Source organism: Lacibacter sp. H407 (genome assembly GCF_037892605.1).
Classification (GTDB): domain Bacteria; phylum Bacteroidota; class Bacteroidia; order Chitinophagales; family Chitinophagaceae; genus Lacibacter.
This window is the reverse complement of record NZ_JBBKTU010000001.1, coordinates 329,088-346,103: the sequence shown is the minus strand read 5'-3', so window position 1 is coordinate 346,103 and position 17,016 is coordinate 329,088. Positions and strand designations below refer to the sequence as shown.

The 17,016-nt window shown below is 41.1% G+C and carries 21 protein-coding genes; 4 read left to right on the top strand and 17 right to left on the bottom strand.

Annotation, left to right across the window (positions count from 1 at the left end; all coding sequences use genetic code 11):
- Window positions 1–13: 13 nt before the first annotated feature.
- The 5 genes from WG989_RS01495 to WG989_RS01475 all read right to left on the bottom strand — a co-directional run bounded on the left by WG989_RS01495 (window position 14) and on the right by WG989_RS01475 (window position 3,200).
- Window positions 14–229, bottom strand: a complete 216-nt coding sequence (locus WG989_RS01495; protein ID WP_340426808.1) for a Sec-independent protein translocase subunit TatA/TatB — start codon at window positions 227–229, stop codon at window positions 14–16.
- A 117-nt stretch (window positions 230–346) separates the two neighbouring features.
- Window positions 347–472 carry a hypothetical protein gene (locus WG989_RS01490; RefSeq protein ID WP_340426806.1) on the bottom strand — a complete coding sequence of 42 codons (126 nt, stop codon included), beginning with the start codon at window positions 470–472 and terminating at the stop codon, window positions 347–349.
- Between the two features lie 174 nt (window positions 473–646).
- The gene (gene rplS, locus WG989_RS01485) at window positions 647–1,000 is read right to left on the bottom strand and encodes a 50S ribosomal protein L19 (RefSeq protein WP_340426804.1); all 354 of its coding nucleotides are present in this window, start codon (window positions 998–1,000) and stop codon (window positions 647–649) included.
- 124 nt (window positions 1,001–1,124) lie between these two features.
- A complete protein-coding gene (gene rny, locus WG989_RS01480; protein WP_340426802.1) occupies window positions 1,125–2,690 on the bottom strand; it encodes a ribonuclease Y in 1,566 nt (521 codons plus the stop codon).
- A gap of 207 nt (window positions 2,691–2,897) precedes the next feature.
- The gene (locus tag WG989_RS01475) at window positions 2,898–3,200 is read right to left on the bottom strand and encodes a cell division protein ZapA (RefSeq protein WP_340426800.1); all 303 of its coding nucleotides are present in this window, start codon (window positions 3,198–3,200) and stop codon (window positions 2,898–2,900) included.
- 123 nt (window positions 3,201–3,323) lie between these two features.
- Between WG989_RS01475 and WG989_RS01470 the strand changes: the two genes are divergently transcribed.
- Window positions 3,324–3,575 carry a hypothetical protein gene (locus WG989_RS01470; RefSeq protein ID WP_340426798.1) on the top strand — a complete coding sequence of 84 codons (252 nt, stop codon included), beginning with the start codon at window positions 3,324–3,326 and terminating at the stop codon, window positions 3,573–3,575.
- Here the strand turns inward: WG989_RS01470 and WG989_RS01465 are convergent, their stop codons facing one another.
- Entirely contained in the window at window positions 3,576–3,863 is a 288-nt protein-coding gene (locus tag WG989_RS01465) for a hypothetical protein (RefSeq protein WP_340426797.1), read from the bottom strand.
- Window positions 3,864–3,890: 27 nt separating this feature from the next.
- On the bottom strand, window positions 3,891–6,314 hold the full coding sequence (gene pheT / locus WG989_RS01460; RefSeq protein ID WP_340426795.1) for a phenylalanine--tRNA ligase subunit beta: 2,424 nt from the start codon (window positions 6,312–6,314) through the stop codon (window positions 3,891–3,893).
- 550 nt (window positions 6,315–6,864) lie between these two features.
- On the opposite strand from pheT, the gene dnaB reads away from it, so the two are divergent.
- From dnaB to WG989_RS01445, 3 genes are all read left to right on the top strand, one after another.
- Window positions 6,865–8,463 (top strand): replicative DNA helicase, encoded by a 1,599-nt coding sequence (gene dnaB / locus WG989_RS01455; RefSeq protein WP_340426794.1) that lies wholly within the window; start codon window positions 6,865–6,867, stop codon window positions 8,461–8,463.
- Between the two features lie 65 nt (window positions 8,464–8,528).
- On the top strand, window positions 8,529–9,248 hold the full coding sequence (locus WG989_RS01450; protein ID WP_340426792.1) for an RsmE family RNA methyltransferase: 720 nt from the start codon (window positions 8,529–8,531) through the stop codon (window positions 9,246–9,248).
- 114 nt (window positions 9,249–9,362) lie between these two features.
- Window positions 9,363–9,524 (top strand): hypothetical protein, encoded by a 162-nt coding sequence (locus WG989_RS01445; RefSeq protein WP_340426790.1) that lies wholly within the window; start codon window positions 9,363–9,365, stop codon window positions 9,522–9,524.
- Window positions 9,525–9,652: 128 nt separating this feature from the next.
- Here the strand turns inward: WG989_RS01445 and WG989_RS01440 are convergent, their stop codons facing one another.
- From WG989_RS01440 to map, 10 genes are all read right to left on the bottom strand, one after another.
- Window positions 9,653–10,126 carry a ribonuclease H-like YkuK family protein gene (locus tag WG989_RS01440; RefSeq protein ID WP_340426788.1) on the bottom strand — a complete coding sequence of 158 codons (474 nt, stop codon included), beginning with the start codon at window positions 10,124–10,126 and terminating at the stop codon, window positions 9,653–9,655.
- 213 nt (window positions 10,127–10,339) lie between these two features.
- Window positions 10,340–10,702 carry a CoA-binding protein gene (locus WG989_RS01435; RefSeq protein WP_340426787.1) on the bottom strand — a complete coding sequence of 121 codons (363 nt, stop codon included), beginning with the start codon at window positions 10,700–10,702 and terminating at the stop codon, window positions 10,340–10,342.
- A gap of 44 nt (window positions 10,703–10,746) precedes the next feature.
- Entirely contained in the window at window positions 10,747–11,184 is a 438-nt protein-coding gene (locus tag WG989_RS01430) for a hypothetical protein (RefSeq protein ID WP_340426786.1), read from the bottom strand.
- 21 nt (window positions 11,185–11,205) lie between these two features.
- Window positions 11,206–11,559 carry a hypothetical protein gene (locus WG989_RS01425; protein ID WP_340426785.1) on the bottom strand — a complete coding sequence of 118 codons (354 nt, stop codon included), beginning with the start codon at window positions 11,557–11,559 and terminating at the stop codon, window positions 11,206–11,208.
- A gap of 88 nt (window positions 11,560–11,647) precedes the next feature.
- Window positions 11,648–12,154, bottom strand: coding sequence for a GbsR/MarR family transcriptional regulator (locus WG989_RS01420; RefSeq protein WP_340426783.1), 507 nt, complete (start codon window positions 12,152–12,154; stop codon window positions 11,648–11,650).
- Window positions 12,155–12,209: 55 nt separating this feature from the next.
- On the bottom strand, window positions 12,210–13,346 hold the full coding sequence (locus tag WG989_RS01415; RefSeq protein WP_340426782.1) for an NAD(P)/FAD-dependent oxidoreductase: 1,137 nt from the start codon (window positions 13,344–13,346) through the stop codon (window positions 12,210–12,212).
- The gene (locus WG989_RS01410) at window positions 13,339–14,043 is read right to left on the bottom strand and encodes a methyltransferase domain-containing protein (protein WP_340426781.1); all 705 of its coding nucleotides are present in this window, start codon (window positions 14,041–14,043) and stop codon (window positions 13,339–13,341) included. The genes WG989_RS01415 and WG989_RS01410 overlap by 8 nt, the downstream gene beginning before the upstream one ends.
- Entirely contained in the window at window positions 14,036–15,124 is a 1,089-nt protein-coding gene (locus tag WG989_RS01405) for a type III polyketide synthase (protein WP_340426780.1), read from the bottom strand. The genes WG989_RS01410 and WG989_RS01405 overlap by 8 nt, the downstream gene beginning before the upstream one ends.
- Window positions 15,117–15,980, bottom strand: a complete 864-nt coding sequence (locus WG989_RS01400) for a UbiA family prenyltransferase (protein ID WP_340426779.1) — start codon at window positions 15,978–15,980, stop codon at window positions 15,117–15,119. The genes WG989_RS01405 and WG989_RS01400 overlap by 8 nt, the downstream gene beginning before the upstream one ends.
- A gap of 196 nt (window positions 15,981–16,176) precedes the next feature.
- On the bottom strand, window positions 16,177–16,935 hold the full coding sequence (map, locus tag WG989_RS01395) for a type I methionyl aminopeptidase (RefSeq protein WP_340426778.1): 759 nt from the start codon (window positions 16,933–16,935) through the stop codon (window positions 16,177–16,179).
- Window positions 16,936–17,016 lie beyond the last annotated feature (81 nt).

Below are 17,016 nucleotides of genomic sequence, written 5' to 3'. Positions count from 1 at the left end.
CAGACGAATGAACTTACTGTTTGTTCTGCGGAGGTGTGTCGGTAGTTGAGCTTTCCTCAATTTCCTTACGCACAGTGTTCTTGGCATCGTTAAACTCACGGATACCTTTACCCAAACCTTTCATCAGTTCAGGGATCTTACGACCACCGAATAACAACAGAATGATAATGGCAATGATGATGATTTCCTGTGTGCCGAGTACGCCTAAGAGTATGGGTTGAAAATTCATGATATAAATTTTAGAGGAACACAAAGTTACAGTTATTTATAACGCAGGCTTCGAAAGAAACCATAAAAAAAACCTTCCTGTTAGGGAAGGTTTCAATGCGTTTTGTTTCAAATGAGTTTAGCGGATAAAATTCTTACCACATTTACCTGCTTTGCCGTTAGCCGCCTGGTATGGCGAAATACCCCTGTTACAGGACATTAAAAACAGTGTAATGACAGTAAGTGCTACTAATACCTTTTTCATGATCGTAACCTGATTTTAGTTTAAAAATAGAGTAACGAAATTTCAAAAGGTATGGGATTATAAGGAATGGTTTAGATTCCGAGCTCGTAAATATAAGAACGAAATCTGATTATTAAAAGTATAAAGGGGGAAAGTTTTCTTTCCCCCTTTATACAAATATGCTTGAAACGATGATTATCTCATGCGCTTTTCCTTAATACGGGCACTTTTACCACTTCTTTCACGGAGGTAAAACAGTTTTGCACGGCTTACTTTACCTACTTTGTTCAGCAAAATAGAATCCACATTGGGAGAGTTTACCGGGAAAGTACGCTCAACACCAACACCATCAGAGATCTTACGCACTGTAAATGTAGCAGTTGCGCCTTGGCCTTGACGTTTAATCACGTCGCCACGGAAGCCCTGGATACGCTCTTTACCACCCTCAACGATCTTGTAGTTCACAGTAACGTTATCACCTGCTTTAAACTTGGGATGTTCTTTCCCAACAGTTAATTGTTCATGTATAAATGCAACAGCGGCGTTCATATCTCTTAATTTTTAGGACGGCAAAGGTAGGGGGTTTTTGCAGGAATTGGTAATTTGTTGGTAGGAATTTGGAAAAAAAGTTGAACCCCTGATTCCAAATCCCCAATTACCGATTCCTTTTCTATTATCTCGCTACGTTTACCGCTCTTTTTTCTCTGATCACAGTTACTTTGATCTGACCCGGATACACCATTTCTGTCTGTATCTTCTGCGCCATTTCAAAACTTAATTTATCTGATTCGGCATCGGTTACTTTTTCAGCTTCTACAATTACTCTCAACTCACGACCTGCCTGGATGGCGTATGCTTTTTCAACACCGGGATAAGCCATTGCAAGTGTTTCGAGGTCTTTGATACGTTGCAGGTACTGCTGCATGATCTCACGACGTGCACCAGGGCGTGCGCCACTGATGGCGTCACAAGCTTGAACGATCGGGGAGATCACATACTGCATTTCCATCTCATCGTGGTGAGCACCGATAGCATTTACAACCGCCGGATTTTCACCATATTTTTCAGCCAGTTTCGCACCTAACAATGCGTGGCTTAATTCCGTTTCTTCTTCGGGTACTTTACCAATATCGTGTAACAAGCCGGCACGTTTTGCCAGCTTCGGATTCATACCTAATTCAGCAGCCATGATCGAACAAAGATTGGCTGTTTCACGGCTATGCATCAACAGGTTTTGACCATACGATGAACGGAAACGCATACGTCCCACCATCCGGATCAACTCTTTGTGCATACCATGAATACCCAGTTCAATAACGGTACGTTCGCCGATTTCCATTACCTGTTCTTCTAACTGACGACGGGTTTTTTCCACTACTTCTTCTACACGTGCCGGATGGATACGTCCATCGGCCACCAAACGTTGTAAACTTAAACGTGCTACTTCACGACGAAGCGGATCGAATGAAGAAAGGAGGATCGCCTCAGGCGTATCATCAACGATCAGATCAACACCTGTTGCAGCTTCAATGGCACGGATGTTACGACCTTCACGCCCAATGATCTGGCCCTTTATTTCATCGCTTTCAAGGTTGAATACAGTTACGGTATTTTCAATGGTTTGTTCAGCTGCTGTACGCTGGATCGACTGGATCACGATCTTACGGGCTTCTTTATTTGCTTTCAGCTTGGCATCTTCAATAATTTCCTGTTGCAACACCAACGCTCTTGTGTGCGCTTCCTGTTTCAGGCTTTCTACCAATTGATTCTTGGCTTCTTCTGCACTTAAACCGGCAATTTTTTCGAGACGACGGATATGCTCTTCCTGGTGTTTTTCCAGTTCCGTACGCTTGAGGTTTACCACCTCGATCTGGCGATTGAGATTTTCTTTGATGGCTTCGTTTTCCTTGATCTGTTTGTCGAGGTTGGCCTCTTTTTGATTGATGGATTGTTCTTTCTGACGGGCACGATTCTCGCTTTCGTTGATCTTGCGGTTTCGCTCCATCACTTCACGATCATAATCCGATTTCAGTTGAACGAATTTTTCTTTTGCTTCCAGTTCCTTTTCCTTACGGATGGTTTCGGCCCGCAGTCCTGCTTCTTTAATGATGGATTGTGCCTGCAGATCGGCGTCTTCAAGTTGTTTCCTTGTATTTTTTGCGAAGATGATCTTCCCCGTTACCACTCCTATAATGAGTGCAACAGCTCCTATAATAATGTATAAAATTACTGGTTCCATTTTTGTTGACTGGTTTGTTGTTTGTTATCGGCAAATCGTTCCGTTCTATGGCGTTAACTAAGTTCATAGTGGGACAATAGTGAGCGAAAGTACAGAAAAAACAGGTAGAAAACGGCGAAAGCAACGGTCAAAGATCGCCGCTTTCGCATTGAAGCGCAATTTGTTCTGTTAAAAAAATGCAGATGGTTTGAGTAGTGGGATGAAAAACTATCCTTGTTGCAATAACTGATCGATCTGTTGTTCGAGTTTTTGCAAAGCAGCTTCACTGCTGGCTTGATCGGTTGCTTCGGTACCGGTTTTGTTGCCTGACGTTACATCGGTTGCATACCAGATGAGCACCATCGAAATATAGTCCTGCATATCCTTGCCTGCAAAACTGGTACGATATTCGAGCACTTTATCGTTGATGATCTTAACCGTTTTACGTACATGCTCTTCGTGCTCCGGACTTACTTTGATCCGGTAGCTACGATCGCCGATAACAATATTGATGGGAATTAATGAATCCATAATACCAAAATATGAAAAGGAAGCTATATATTAGATACTCGTAAAAAAATACCTTCTCTATCATCCGTTGCCAACTTTCATGAAACCGCACCGCTTTACTTATCTCTAAACCAACCTCAGGACATGTTTGCAAAAGTTAAACCACAAGTGTTTATTGATACACTTACGCTTGAACTTTCCACACCGGAGAAAACCGGGATCAAAGCTTTGCTGCGGGATGAATCGGGTATTGTATGCCGACGAATGGAAGCTGCTACTACCACACATCGCTCAGTTACTTGGAATGGTTTGAATGATCTGCCCTACGGCATTTACACACTTGAGCTGCAACAAGGAGAAGATGAGATGAAGATGCGTATCATCAAACGGGTGTAATTATTCAATAAGCAATGCTATACAACGATCGATCTCTTTGATGTAAAGCGACAACTTTTTTTCCAACTCCTTTTTTTCCTTATCATCCAAATGCTGTTGCGATGCTTTCAACATGGCATTCTGCATTTCAAGTACTTCCACTTCCTGTTTTTTCTCTGATTGGGTTTCTTTCAAACGCATCAACTCATTTTTCAGCTTCGCATTTTCTTTTTCCAGCTGCTGGTATTTTTTTACCAGCAACTGCATTTTTTGCTGAAGCGATTGGATATGTTGATCGAGTGTGGTCACAAAGCTGCTCTGTTTAGTTGAACGGTATTACTTTCTGATTTCTGCTGCCAGTTGTTTTTCCAATGATTGTACCAATGTATTCATCATCTTCTCTGTTTCATTATCGGTGAGTGTTTTTTCATCGTCCTGAAACACAAAATTGAGTGCCATTGATTTTTTACCTGCACCAATTTTTTCGCTTTCAAATACATCAAACAACGAAACAGATTGTAAGCGGCTCACTTTTGCCAGTGCAATAGTTTGTTCCACTTCTGCAAAGGTTGTTGCCTGCGGAATCACTATGGCCAGATCTCTTTCAACCGCAGGGAAACGTGCAATTTCTTTGTATTCCAGTTTTGCTTTAGCTGCCAACTGCGTTAAAATATTCCAGTTAATATCAGCAAAGTAAACCGGTTGTTTAATGTCGAATTGTTTCAAACGATTTGTATCCACAATTGCAACGGTTGCCACAACCTGTTTTTTGATCTTGTATTCTACACCTCCACTGAATCCAGCTGTTGCCTGCATCAGTTGTGTTTCAGCTTTTAAACCTGCCTGTTGCAAAATACTATTCACCACTGCTTTGAGATAGTACACATCTGTTGCAGATGCTTTCTGTTTCCAGGACGCTTCTGTGTTGCCGGATGTATAAATCGCAATATGGTCGGTTTCAAAATACTTGCCTGTTTCAGAAGTAGTGTAGGTTTTGCCAAACTCAAACAAGCGCAGATTGTTATTTCTGCGGTTGAGATTAAAAGAAACGCATTGCAATCCTGTTTCCAACATCGAAGGACGCATCACATTCAATTCTGCACTCAGGTTGTTGAGCATTTTTACAGTAGTGGCTAATACTTCTTCACTGTACCATGCACTGTTAGCAATAGAGTTGGTGAAAATTTCGTGAAAGCCCTGACCAACGAGTACATTGCTGATCTTTTCTTTATATGCAAAGCTTGTTTGATCTGATTCGGTGGAAGGAGAGATGGTAATGCTGGTTGGAATCTCCACATTATCTAATCCATCGATCCGCATTACTTCTTCCGCTAAATCGGCAGGAATTTCCATATCCGGTTTACTGAAAGGTGCAGCTACCCACAGTTCATCAATTGAATCTTTGATGATCTCAAATCCCAGCGACTCAAATATTTTCTTTACTGTATCGGGATGATAATTTTTACCACTGATCTTTTTCAGATAATGATATTTGATGGCGATCTGTGTTTTCTGTTTTGGTGTTGGATACACATCCACTACATCACTTGCAATTTCACCACCACCTAATTCTTTAATTAGTAAAGCAGCACGTTTCAACACGTTCACAGTATTGCTGATATCCACTCCTTTCTCAAAACGGGTGGCTGCATCGGTACGCAGGTTATGACGGAAGGATGTTTTACGTGTAGTGATGGGATTAAACCATGCACTTTCTAAAAAGATATTTTTCGTTGCTTCTTTTACACCACTTTTCATGCCGCCAAATACACCTGCAATACACATCGCTTCTTCTTTATTGCAGATCATCAGATCTTCGCTGCTCAGCTTGCGTTCTTTTTCATCAAGCGTTGTAAATACAGAACCTTCGGGTAAATTCTTTACAATTACTTCGCCGCCGGTAATGGCATCTGCATCGAATGCATGCAATGGCTGACCGGTTTCGTGCAATACATAGTTGGTAATGTCTACAATATTATTGATTGGTCGTACGCCAATTGCTTTCAAACGTTGCTTTAGCCAATCGGGACTTTCCTTTACTGTTACATTGCTGATGCTTACACCTGCATATCGCTGACATGCTTCTTTATTTTCTATCACCACACGAATGGGTAACGATTTATTATCAGCTTTGAAGCCGTTTACAAAAGGCGATTTAACGGTATAGTTTTTCTTATCGTGAAAATTCAAATAAGCAATTACATCACGTGCCACACCAATATGGCTCATGGCATCCATGTGATTAGGTGTTAATCCAATTTCAATGATCCAGTCGGTATAAGGTTTGAAATAATCGGCGGCCTCACTTCCAACACGCACATCATTTTTCAGGATCATAATGCCTGCATGGCTGCTGCCCATGCCGATTTCATCTTCAGCACAGATCATTCCATGGCTTTCAACACCACGGATCTTTGCTTTCTTCATGGTCATTGGTTCGCCTGAAGATGGATAGATGGTTGTGCCAACAGTTGCTACGATTACTTTTTGACCAACCGCCACATTGGGTGCTCCACAAACGATCTGCAATGGTTCGGCAGCACCAACATTTACAGTAGTAAGCGATAATTTATCTGCATCCGGATGTTTTTCGCAGGTCAATACTTCGCCGATCACCAGGCCTCTCAATCCGCCTTTGATCTCTTCGTATGCTTCCATGCTTTCTACTTCCAGGCCAATTGATGTGAGGATGCGGCTCAAACGCTCCGGTTCCACTTGCACAGGTAAATATTCCTGCAGCCATTTATAACTGATCGTCATTCGTTTACAACACTTTTATTCAGAAAGCTGCAAAGATAATTCTTTGAAGCCTTGCTCACGCAATCACTTTTAAGGGTTTTTGCTTATGAAAAATCGATTAAAATCGTCTAACAGTAAGCGGTAAACGAAAGTGCTGGTAATAATCGGAAACGAACGGCTGAAACCCTTGCTGTGGTTGATTTTTACAAGATTTTTTTGCTGAAAAAGAGGCGAAAGTTCATATTGTAGTTTGCAGCAGATGACCAAAAAAACGGTTCAAAATCTTTCTGCACAGCCGGTGTGCAAATAGTTCTGGAAAGGGCGAAGAAATAAATTAAATTGAGGATAACAGTAGTTAAAAATGTGAATGGAGACAATATTTGGGTGGATAACCGTTGAATGAATGTGAATAGAGCTTGCATAAATTTTACAAAAGAAATGTTTTTGCAGTCAGGTCTTTTGCATTTACATTCGTCGCCCTTGTTCCGTAACAATTGCTTAACATCAGAATTGCCGAAGCGATTGCAGGAAAAGGAACCCAAAATCACAAACTTGCATTTTACAGCGAAACATGGATCTTACTAACTTAAACAAAGACCGTAAAACAAAGAGAAAACCTGCTCTTGACCTTTCCACAATGGTGTATGGGAAGGTGCCGCCACAGGCCAAAGAACTGGAGGAAGCAGTACTAGGTGCCGTGATGTTGGAGAAGAGTGCGTTTGATGCGATCAGTGAAATTCTGCGCCCGGAATGTTTTTACGTAGACTCACATCAGCGTATTTTCAGAACCATGCAAAGTTTAACGGCCAAGAGTTTGCCGATCGACTTGTTAACGGTTGTGGAAGAGCTGAAGTTGAAAGAAGAACTGGAGATGGTAGGCGGTGCTTACTATGTAACCCGTTTGACCAATACAGTTGTTTCAACTGCGAACATTGAAGCGCATGCACGTATTATTCTGCAAAAATTTTTACAACGTGAATTGATCCGCATCAGTGGCGAGACCATTGGTGATGCGTATGAAGAAAGCACCGATGTATTCGATCTGCTTGATGATGCAGAAAGTAAACTGTTTGAAATAACCAATAACTATCTCCGCAAAAACTTTGATTCGTTTGATAATGTGTTGATCAAAACCATTCAGCGTATTGAAGACATGCGGAACAAACAGGAAGATATTACCGGTGTGCCAAGCGGCTTCCCGTCAATGGATCGGGTGATCTACGGATGGCAACCTTCGGATCTGGTAATTCTTGCTGCACGTCCTGCCGTGGGTAAAACTGCATTTGCGTTGAACCTGTTGCGGAATGCAGCGTTGAGTCCGTCGAAGCCAACACCTGTTGCCTTCTTCTCGCTTGAAATGGGTGCTGCACAGTTGGTGCAGCGTATTCTTTCGGCCGAAAGTGAAATTATGCTGGAGAAAATTTCCCGTGGTAAACTGGAAGATCATGAAGTGCAGCAGTTGTATAAAAAAGGAATTGAACGTTTGGCAAAAGCGCCCATCTTTATTGATGACAGTGCGGCGTTGAACATTTTTGAATTGCGTGCAAAGGCCCGTCGATTGGTAAACAAGCATGGTGTGGGATTGATCATCATCGACTATTTACAGTTGATGAGTGGAAGCGCCGGTAACAAGAATACCAACCGTGAACAGGAGATCAGTACCATTTCACGTGGTTTAAAACAATTGGCAAAGGAATTAAGTATTCCCATTATCGCATTGTCGCAGTTGAGTCGTGAGGTTGAGAAACGGAAGGATGGTAACAAGATGCCACAGTTGAGTGATCTCCGTGAATCAGGTGCCATTGAGCAGGATGCGGATATGGTGATGTTCCTGTATCGCCCCGAATACTATGATATTACGTCGAACGAATTTGGCGAAAGCAATCGTGGTGAAACACATATACGTATTGCCAAGCACAGAAATGGTTCGCTTGAAACAATTAAGCTGCGGGCGTTATTACATATCCAGAAATTTGTGGAAGATGATTTTGGTGACAATATGGGCAGTGGTGGATTCGGCGGACCACAAGGGCCAATGCCTGGTGGACCGGGTATGATGCCGGGTGGTGGTAACTGGAAGCCGGTTCCTACTGATGAAGGCCCGAAAGTATTTGTACAGAAAGGCAGTAAGATGAATGACATGAATTTTGATGAGGAAACGCCGTTCTAGATTTCGGATTGCCGATTTACGATTTTAGATTTGTGTCCTGCTAAATTATTGGCAGGACATTTTTTATGGCTTTACCTTTTTTTTACCTTGAATCGTTTGATGCATCGCAGCAACTCATTACGTTGAATGAAGAAACATCAAAACATGTTGTGCAGGTGTTGCGCATGAAAGAGGGTGAATTGTTACAGCTTACTGATGGAAAAGGTAGTTTGTTGTTGGCGAAGATCACGGATGCACACAAGAAACATTGTACGGTTCAAGTTCAATCTACAAGTTATAAACCCCAAGCTGCACGCAAAATAACCATCGCCATTTCGTTGGTGAAAAATGCGAATCGCTTTGAGTGGTTTTTGGAGAAAGCTACAGAGATAGGTGTTGCTGAAATTATTCCTTTGCTCTGCGAACGCACAGAACGGCAGCATTTCCGTTTCGATCGGATGAAAGGAATTCTTGTAAGCGCCATGTTACAAAGCCAACAGACATGGTTGCCTGTTTTACACGAGCCGGTAAAATTTGAAAATGCTTTACGTCAGACTTCCCCGTCTAACGGAATACTTAAACTTGTTGCCCATTGCGAAGAAACAGAGAAGAATTCATTGAATAAAGTCCTGAGCGAAGTCGAAGGGTCAAATTGCATTATCCTCATCGGTCCCGAAGGTGATTTTACCACTGCTGAAATTGAATTTGCACTTCAACAAAATTATCAACCTGTTGCGTTGGGTGAAACAAGACTACGTACCGAAACAGCAGGAATAGTTGCTGCTACATTATTGTGCATTGCCTAATAGCAGAAAATGCAAAACTGAAATATTGTTTTTTAAATTTAATAGGCCGACCTTACAATTGGTTCTATTTATCTCTGCCGCAAAATTTTTCTTTCATTTCTAAAACATGAGAATATGAAACGGGATATTTTATCTGTTGGCGGTATTGTATGTATTATTCTTTCTATTTTCTTTTTAGCGTATCTCTTTGTTACTTCTCTTACAAAACAATTTTTCAACGAAGTTCCTGACTATGCTGATACATGGATGGCCACGCCAGCAGCATTGAACAAGTAGACAGCATTGCACAGGCTGCTATACAATTCAAATAATTCAGTAAAAAAATTATGTTGGAGCCGAGGTTAGGGGAGACGAAGAACCTCACCGTGGTTCGCACAGTTGAAAGCGGAACCTGAATGAGTAGATCAGTTCACAATTTTGTTAGCACAGCTGCTACTGGCAAAAGCTTCCGGTTTGGCTTTAAAGGCAAAGCCCATTCCAAGAATATAGCCCATTGCTTCACGTAAGGCTTCGTTGCTTTTGAAGTGCGGATTGGTGTTAATGTCGGCATGTACTTCCATGTCAACATCATACTCTGTAAAGAGCTCGCATAACTCATAGGCAATTTCAATGCTCTTGGCCACTTCAACCAACATCCGTTCTTTGATGGAATACTTCTGTTTGGTTTTCTCGTTGTGGATGAACATAAAGCCACCATGACCTTCCCGCAGGAATACAATCACCGTTGCAAATTCTGTTTCGCTTCCTTTTACCTGGCTGTCGGTACCAATACATACTTTCAAGCGAAAACCTCTTCCCGTTTCCCTGAGAATAGCTGTACGCACTTCCTCTTTGATCGGGAGTTTGATGTGTTCGCCGTTAAATTTTCTCCAGTTCATAAAATGGGGTTTCCCTAATTTACGAAACTATTTCCGGCTGCTGCAAGTTTGTGGAGTTATGTGTTTATTAACAGTTGGGGATAAACGAAGAAGACGATAGACCACAGACCACAGACCACAGTCAATAGCAGAAGCTTTGTGTTGATTATTCATTCTGTAAAAGTGAGGGCTGTGTATTGATTTCTCCCCTTTGGGGAAATCAAGAGGGGCTGTTTAATACTGCCCTGTACTCAACATTACAAGCGTACATGCTTCCATTGGTTCGATGTTATTTTTCACTGCGAGTTGTTGCAGTTCTTCATTTTCTGCACCGGGGTTGAAGATGATGCGTTTAGGATGCAAGCCGAGAATATAATCGTAGTATTCTTTTTGGTGTGCAGGGTTCAGATAAAGTGTAACGGTATCAATATCTGAAAGTGGTAATTTTTCTGTTTCAATTTCTACAGTAGCTACCGTTCCTTTGTGCTTTCCGATTCCAACTACTTCATGACCTTTTGCCAACAAACTTTTCATTGCAAGGTAGCTGTAGCGATGTGGTTTGTCGGATGCACCGAGTACAAGTGTTTTCTTTTTCATGTTGCAAAGTTACGATTGTATTCAATGCTTTTTCGAGTGTGATTCTATCTCAAATAAATCATCATATTCGAAATAAATAACCAGATAAAGACTACAGCAAACGTGATGAACAACGTATTCATCAGTACTTCGCCAATTTTAAAGATGAGCTTGTTGGGAATTTCATACATCGGGTAATAAGCAAATTGTGTAATGACTTTCCCTGTCCAGTAGGCAGCGATCAAACCGGTTATTGCAATGGCAAGTTGACTGCCATTCTTTAATTCATCTGCAAGTAAGAATGAGATCAAGCCAAACGAAAAATTTAAACCTTGTATGTAACGGCCATATGTTTTTGCGATTTCCTGGTTAAGTGGTTTTAGTTTCTTGATATCGTTGTACCAATCGAAAACTTTATGACGAACGTAAGGATAAACCAAGGCGGTAAAAATTTGTCCGGCAGCACCAACATAAATAAGCCAGTTGGGGATTGTGTAGTTCATAACAATTTATTTATTGATCACTTATTTCAAATGCACAAACTCTCTCAGTTTCAGGAATTGCAATTCACGCCAGCAGATATAAGTATACATGATGGCCATAAAAGGTGCAGCATACAGTAAAATAAACAAGCCAATACCAAGAGGCGTAAGCAACAAAAGGATAGCGGTGAGCCAATGATAATAAATACGCCAGCTTCGGCTGCCAGTCAGCTCCTGTTTAATGGCATGTGCGATCATGCTGATCAATTGCACAGCACCAACCGTATAGTAAGCAATAAACAAGAGATTGTTATCGCTGGTAAGGATGTAGCTGATTATAAATCCGGCAATGAGCAGAAGGTTAAGATAGAGTTCAATTTGTTTGAGCTGTTTCATTTTCAAATATTTTAATATTTCAGAAAAAAATGAAAGTATTGTGTTTTAAAAAAGCCGAAACGAATCGGCTTGTATTGATCGTAATCAATTATTTAAAGAGCTTCAACGCAGTACTGATGAACCAGTTCTCATCACTTTTCACTACAACATCCAGCATATTATCGGCATGCGCACCAAACTTTTTGATACCTGCAATCGTGTCAAGAAAGGTTTTTACTTCCTTATCTTTTTTGTCGCCATCCACTTTACTTAACTGATCCATCAGTTTCATCATGGGGTCTAATTCACGCTTCTTACGTTCTTTAATGATCTGGCGGGCAACTTTCCAGATATCCTTTTCCGCAGTGAAATATTCTTTGCGTTCACCCTGAATAAGTACACGATCCACCAAACCCCAATCAATCAGGTCACGTATGTTCATGTTCACATTACCCCGGCTGATATTCAACTGGGCCATCACATCGTCCTGCGTCAATGGATCAGGACTGATCATCAGCAATGCATGAACCTGTGCCATGGTGCGGTTAATACCCCAATGTGTACCCATAGCGCCCCAGGTGCTGATGAACTGTTGTTTGGCTTCCGATAGTTTCATGGCCCTAAGTTAGCAAACAATTCCGAATTTTCAGTAATTACTGAAAATTAATTTTTTAATAAGATCGACCGTGTGTAAGCCGTATCAACGGTTTGGCCAGGAAGGGTAGCGTTTTGACTGAATTGATGAAGAGATTGGTGACGCTTGACTTGCCAAACAGCCCTTGAATCAGTCGGCCGGTTTTTAAACGTTTGGCAAACTGTTGTTGCCAGTTGCGGCTGTAGAATTCTTCCATTTGCTGCCGGGTGATTTGCTGTTGCAGAAACGCATGCACTTGTTCAAACGCAAGTTTGCTTCCATGCATGGCCATGCTCATACCGTTACCACAAAGAGGAGTGATCATACCGCCTGCATCGCCGATCATCAACATATGATTTTCCACCTGTTGTTTTTTATTGAAGCTGATCTGTGAAATGGTAACAGGCGAATCGTACAGAAATTCAGCTTCGTCAAATATTTTTTTAAGCTGTGGATTTTTACAGAGAATAGTTTTCTCCATCTGCTCAATACTGTTATTACTTTTTTGCAGATTAACAGCAGTGGTCAAATAACAAAGACAAATTTTTCCTTCTTCTATTTGCGAAATGCCACAGTATCCATTTTCAAAATTGTGCAAGGCAATTACATCAGCCGGACGGTTGATATTGATATGATATTTAACACCGATATAGTTGTTGAGCTTATTGGGCTTTTGCTGTACAAAATTTCGATTCCATTTTACATCGAGATTACTTCGTTTGCCAAAACAACCTGCGGCAACTGTTACGATGAACCCACCTGCAGTTGAATGAATACTAAAAACATCGTTCTGAAAAATCACATCATTCACTTTTGTTTCTTCCAGTAATAACACATTGTGTTGCCGGGCAATGTTTGCCAGCATTTCATCCAATTTGTAACGACTGATACCAAAGCCGCCAAGTGGCAGTTCGTGTTTAAAAATATTTCCATTCGGTGACGATAGTTCCAGCTGTTTGATGATAGGCAAGTTTAGTTTCGATAAAGGAATGCCTAACGATTCGATAAAGTTCCAGCTTTCCAAACTGATGTATTCGCCACAAACTTTATGGTAAGGATATTTTTCTTTTTCAAATAACACAACAGCATAACCTTGCTTTGCGGATTGAATGGCTAATGCCAATCCTGCCAACCCGCCACCAATAATTGCAATATCGTACTGTCGGTCAGTCATGTTTATAAATCAATAACCAACGAAAAGCCCACATCCACTTTAATTGATAATGGATGATGGATGATTGTTGTAGTATTTCGATTAGCTCATCTTTTTTAAAACCACGTGCAACACTTAAAGGTGCATCGTTTTTTACAAGATATGATTTTGAAAAGAGAGTCGTTAACAATTTGATGGAATGATAAGCAAGCAAATGACGGTGCAAGTCGTTTACAAAAAAACCAAGCGTGGAATGATTTTTCATCCACACAAATTGCTGTTGTAATTCTTCTTTAGTAAAGTGATGGCAGAACAAGGAAGAGAAAATAATACCTGGTTTTTGTGCGAACGCTACCGATGCATAATCGGAACAGATAAATTCAATTCCGTCATTCTCTTTTCTTGATCTGGCATAAGCAATGCAATGCGGGTTGATATCAACGCCAATCAGGTTAACATTAATACTTTTCTCTTTGCAGTAGTGTTGAATTGCTCTTAGATTATCGCCTCCACCACAACCAATTTCACAGATGTGCAGTGTTTTCGTGTGACTCGCCTTATTCATTAATTGCTGCAATCCCTTAATCGAAATTTGATGCCCACCCAACCATGTATTGATCACATCAAGTTCCTGCATATTCTGTTTGATGTCTTCAAACGGAATATCATCACGGTCGAGTAGTTCTTTTTGGTATGATCGTTTGGAAAGATCAGGCATGTGTTGAAGCTACAAAAGTTTCCATTGTTAAACCGGGTCCAAAGGCGGCACCAAAAATGGATTCATCAGAACTGCTGCGTTGCATCAGTTCTTTTAACACAAATAAAATAGTAGGAGAGGACATGTTGCCATAATCACGCAACACATCATAACAAGCCTGCAGTTTACCTTCCGGTAATTGCAGCGATTTGTGAATGGTATCTACAATACGTTTGCCGCCTGGATGAATACACCAGTTGCTGATCTCTTGCTGCTGCAAACCTGCATGCTGCAATGCACGTTCAACCAGCGGCGCAAAATCTTCTTTGATCAGATCAGGAATATATCCACTCAGCGTCATTAAAAAACCTGTGGACGAAAGCTCCCATGCCATATCCCGTTTTCCTTTCGGAACAACTTCGCTGTAAAAACTTTTCAGGTGTAATCCTTTTGGAGTCGCATCATCATGCATTACCAATGCTGCTGCACTTCCATCGCCAAACAAAAGAGTAGAAGCAATACTGTCCGGACTCGCATCTTTTTGAAAATGTAATGTGCACAACTCAGTACAAACGATCATCACTTTGGCAGCACGATCAGTTTTGCAAATCATATCCGCCATTTTTAAACCGTGAATAGCTGCATAACAACCCATAAAGTTGATGGACGTACGAAAGATATTTTTTGGAAGATCCATTAACTCCATCACCATCAGGTCAAGACCCGGCGCACTCATGCCTGTGCAACTAACGGTGATGAGATGTGTGATCTGCTGACTGTTGATCTTTCCCGCAATACATTGCCTGATGGCGTCAACAGATAACGGTGCCGCATAACGGTTGTACCAACGCATGCGATGTTCAAGATCTGGAAAGGGTTCAAGATTTTCGCTGTGCGGATAAAATTTCCATTCAGGTAATTGATGACTGTAATCGGGAATGGCTGAATAGCGTGTATCAATGCCGCTTTGGCTATAGAGAAATCTCAACTTTCTGTTTTCAACTGTGTCCAGTGCATACACTTCCTGCATGAACTGCAGAATATCTTTCTGCGCATGTTTAAATGCCGGAACGGCTGTGCCAATGGAAATGAGTTTACTCAAATTGATTCATGATTAAAATCGTAATAAATGCTGCGTTGGTGCATAAACTTGCCAAAACGTTCATTTGCATCGTATGTTTAAAATCTGCAAAACTTTCTGACTTCCATACTTTCACTGCCCACCATAAGAAATAAACGAGTATTGGAAGAAAAAAGATGCTGAGGATAAAAAATTCTTTGATCATGAGTGATGAAAAGAAGGTGTATCCAACAAATAACATAGCAACGGAGTAAACGACAGCGCAGAATACAAATGTTTTGCGATAGCCCAGCAGGTAACTGATAGTTATAACCCCATCTTCTTTATCCTGTTTGTGCTGATAAATTTGTGTGAGCGGATAAAATCCACCGATCAATAAGCTTGCTGCAATCATACCTGCAATCGGCATGCCCGTTTTTAACAGTTCTGAACTTCCATGGTACACCATCCAGAAAACCAAGCCACCCTGCAACGTTATAACGGTGAGATAGCCGACGATTGGATATTGTTTAAGCCTTACGCCACGATAACTGTATAACCTTGAGCCAAGGATGTAAACAAGAATTCCCAATGCAAACCATAAACTGATGAATAAACTCAATGCAACAGCTGAAACATCCATTATTATGGACGTATAGTATAATTGCTTTGTTGGTTGCAACGGATTAGCCAAGCCTCCAATAGGAGAAGTATCTCTATCCATGTAACTGTTATAGCCATTGCTCGATGGATACACAAGCACATGAAGAATAAAAAACATCAGTGCTGCGTTTACCCAGTTGATGTTTACACGTTGTGTTAAAGCAAACCAGTATACCGGCATCAAAAAAAAGGAAAAATGAAAACGCAGGAGTTGTATTGTACTTTTCTTGATCATAGTTGACGCTGCTGATTGTAAATGTAAGCTATGTTTATTGGGCGAATTATCGCCTGGCTGTCATTTGCTGTTTGAAGTTAGTACAACAAACCCTTCAAGAAAATGTTTTAAATGAATGAAGGGGTATAAAACTAAAATACCAACCGCATAGTGCTGGTTGGTATGAAGAAGTATAATGCAAGAGTAATTATGTTCGCTAAATCTCATTAGCTGCTGTAAGAATAACCGGCTTGCCATCAGTGATCATGATGGTATGTTCGTGTTGCACTACATAACCACCTTTGTTGCCAACAAAAGTCCAGCCATCTTCCAGCTCCACTGCCTGTGTGGAATGTGTGGCAATGAATGTTTCAATGGCAACCACTGAATTTTTGCGAAAACGGTTTGTATTGAAGCGATCGAAGTAGTTGGGTATTTCAAGCGGATCTTCGTGCAAACTTTTACCAACACCATGACCGGTTAAATTCTGGATCACCTTGCAGTTTGCTTTCTTCGCTTGTGTTTCGATGAGCTTTCCGATCTCTGCTATACGTACGCCACCTTTGATCTGGTCAAGTGCATTGTATAAAATACGTTTCGACAAATCAACCAATGGTTGATGTTGATACAGATCTTCACCTACAACAAAAGAACCGCCATTATCCGACCAATAGCCATTCAACTCAGCAGATACATCAATGTTCACCAGGTCTCCTTCCTGTAAAACAATATCAGTTGATGGAATACCGTGGGCAAATGATTTGTTTACACTGATGCAGGTGAAACCGGGAAAGTTATAGGTAAGATAAGGTGCGGATTTAGCGCCCATGTCTGCTAAAAGCTTTCCGCCAAACTCATCCAGTTCTTTTGTGCTGATGCCGGGCTTTGCATAGTCACGCATGGCTTTCAATGTGGAGGCCACAGCAAAGCTGATCGCTTGCATACCTTCGAGTTCTGCATTGTTGGTGATGGACATTTACTTGCTGTTTAGGTGGTAAAGATAAATCAGTGTTGTGTTTATACTTACATAAAAAGTACAATAGAATTACCAGCCCCT

Coding starts and splice junctions, on each gene's coding strand:
- WG989_RS01450 (WP_340426792.1), top strand. CDS start 8,529: ATGGCTTTACCTTTTTTTTACCTTGAATCGTTTGATGCATCGCAGCAA.
- WG989_RS01410 (WP_340426781.1), bottom strand. CDS start 14,043: ATGCCTGATCTTTCCAAACGATCATACCAAAAAGAACTACTCGACCGT.
- WG989_RS01435 (WP_340426787.1), bottom strand. CDS start 10,702: ATGAAAAAGAAAACACTTGTACTCGGTGCATCCGACAAACCACATCGC.
- WG989_RS01425 (WP_340426785.1), bottom strand. CDS start 11,559: ATGAAACAGCTCAAACAAATTGAACTCTATCTTAACCTTCTGCTCATT.
- WG989_RS01470 (WP_340426798.1), top strand. CDS start 3,324: ATGTTTGCAAAAGTTAAACCACAAGTGTTTATTGATACACTTACGCTT.
- WG989_RS01440 (WP_340426788.1), bottom strand. CDS start 10,126: ATGAACTGGAGAAAATTTAACGGCGAACACATCAAACTCCCGATCAAA.
- WG989_RS01420 (WP_340426783.1), bottom strand. CDS start 12,154: ATGAAACTATCGGAAGCCAAACAACAGTTCATCAGCACCTGGGGCGCT.
- dnaB (WP_340426794.1), top strand. CDS start 6,865: ATGGATCTTACTAACTTAAACAAAGACCGTAAAACAAAGAGAAAACCT.
- WG989_RS01400 (WP_340426779.1), bottom strand. CDS start 15,980: ATGATCAAGAAAAGTACAATACAACTCCTGCGTTTTCATTTTTCCTTT.
- rplS (WP_340426804.1), bottom strand. CDS start 1,000: ATGAACGCCGCTGTTGCATTTATACATGAACAATTAACTGTTGGGAAA.
- rny (WP_340426802.1), bottom strand. CDS start 2,690: ATGGAACCAGTAATTTTATACATTATTATAGGAGCTGTTGCACTCATT.
- WG989_RS01475 (WP_340426800.1), bottom strand. CDS start 3,200: ATGGATTCATTAATTCCCATCAATATTGTTATCGGCGATCGTAGCTAC.
- WG989_RS01445 (WP_340426790.1), top strand. CDS start 9,363: ATGAAACGGGATATTTTATCTGTTGGCGGTATTGTATGTATTATTCTT.
- WG989_RS01495 (WP_340426808.1), bottom strand. CDS start 229: ATGAATTTTCAACCCATACTCTTAGGCGTACTCGGCACACAGGAAATC.
- WG989_RS01415 (WP_340426782.1), bottom strand. CDS start 13,346: ATGACTGACCGACAGTACGATATTGCAATTATTGGTGGCGGGTTGGCA.
- pheT (WP_340426795.1), bottom strand. CDS start 6,314: ATGACGATCAGTTATAAATGGCTGCAGGAATATTTACCTGTGCAAGTG.
- map (WP_340426778.1), bottom strand. CDS start 16,935: ATGTCCATCACCAACAATGCAGAACTCGAAGGTATGCAAGCGATCAGC.
- WG989_RS01490 (WP_340426806.1), bottom strand. CDS start 472: ATGAAAAAGGTATTAGTAGCACTTACTGTCATTACACTGTTTTTAATG.
- WG989_RS01430 (WP_340426786.1), bottom strand. CDS start 11,184: ATGAACTACACAATCCCCAACTGGCTTATTTATGTTGGTGCTGCCGGA.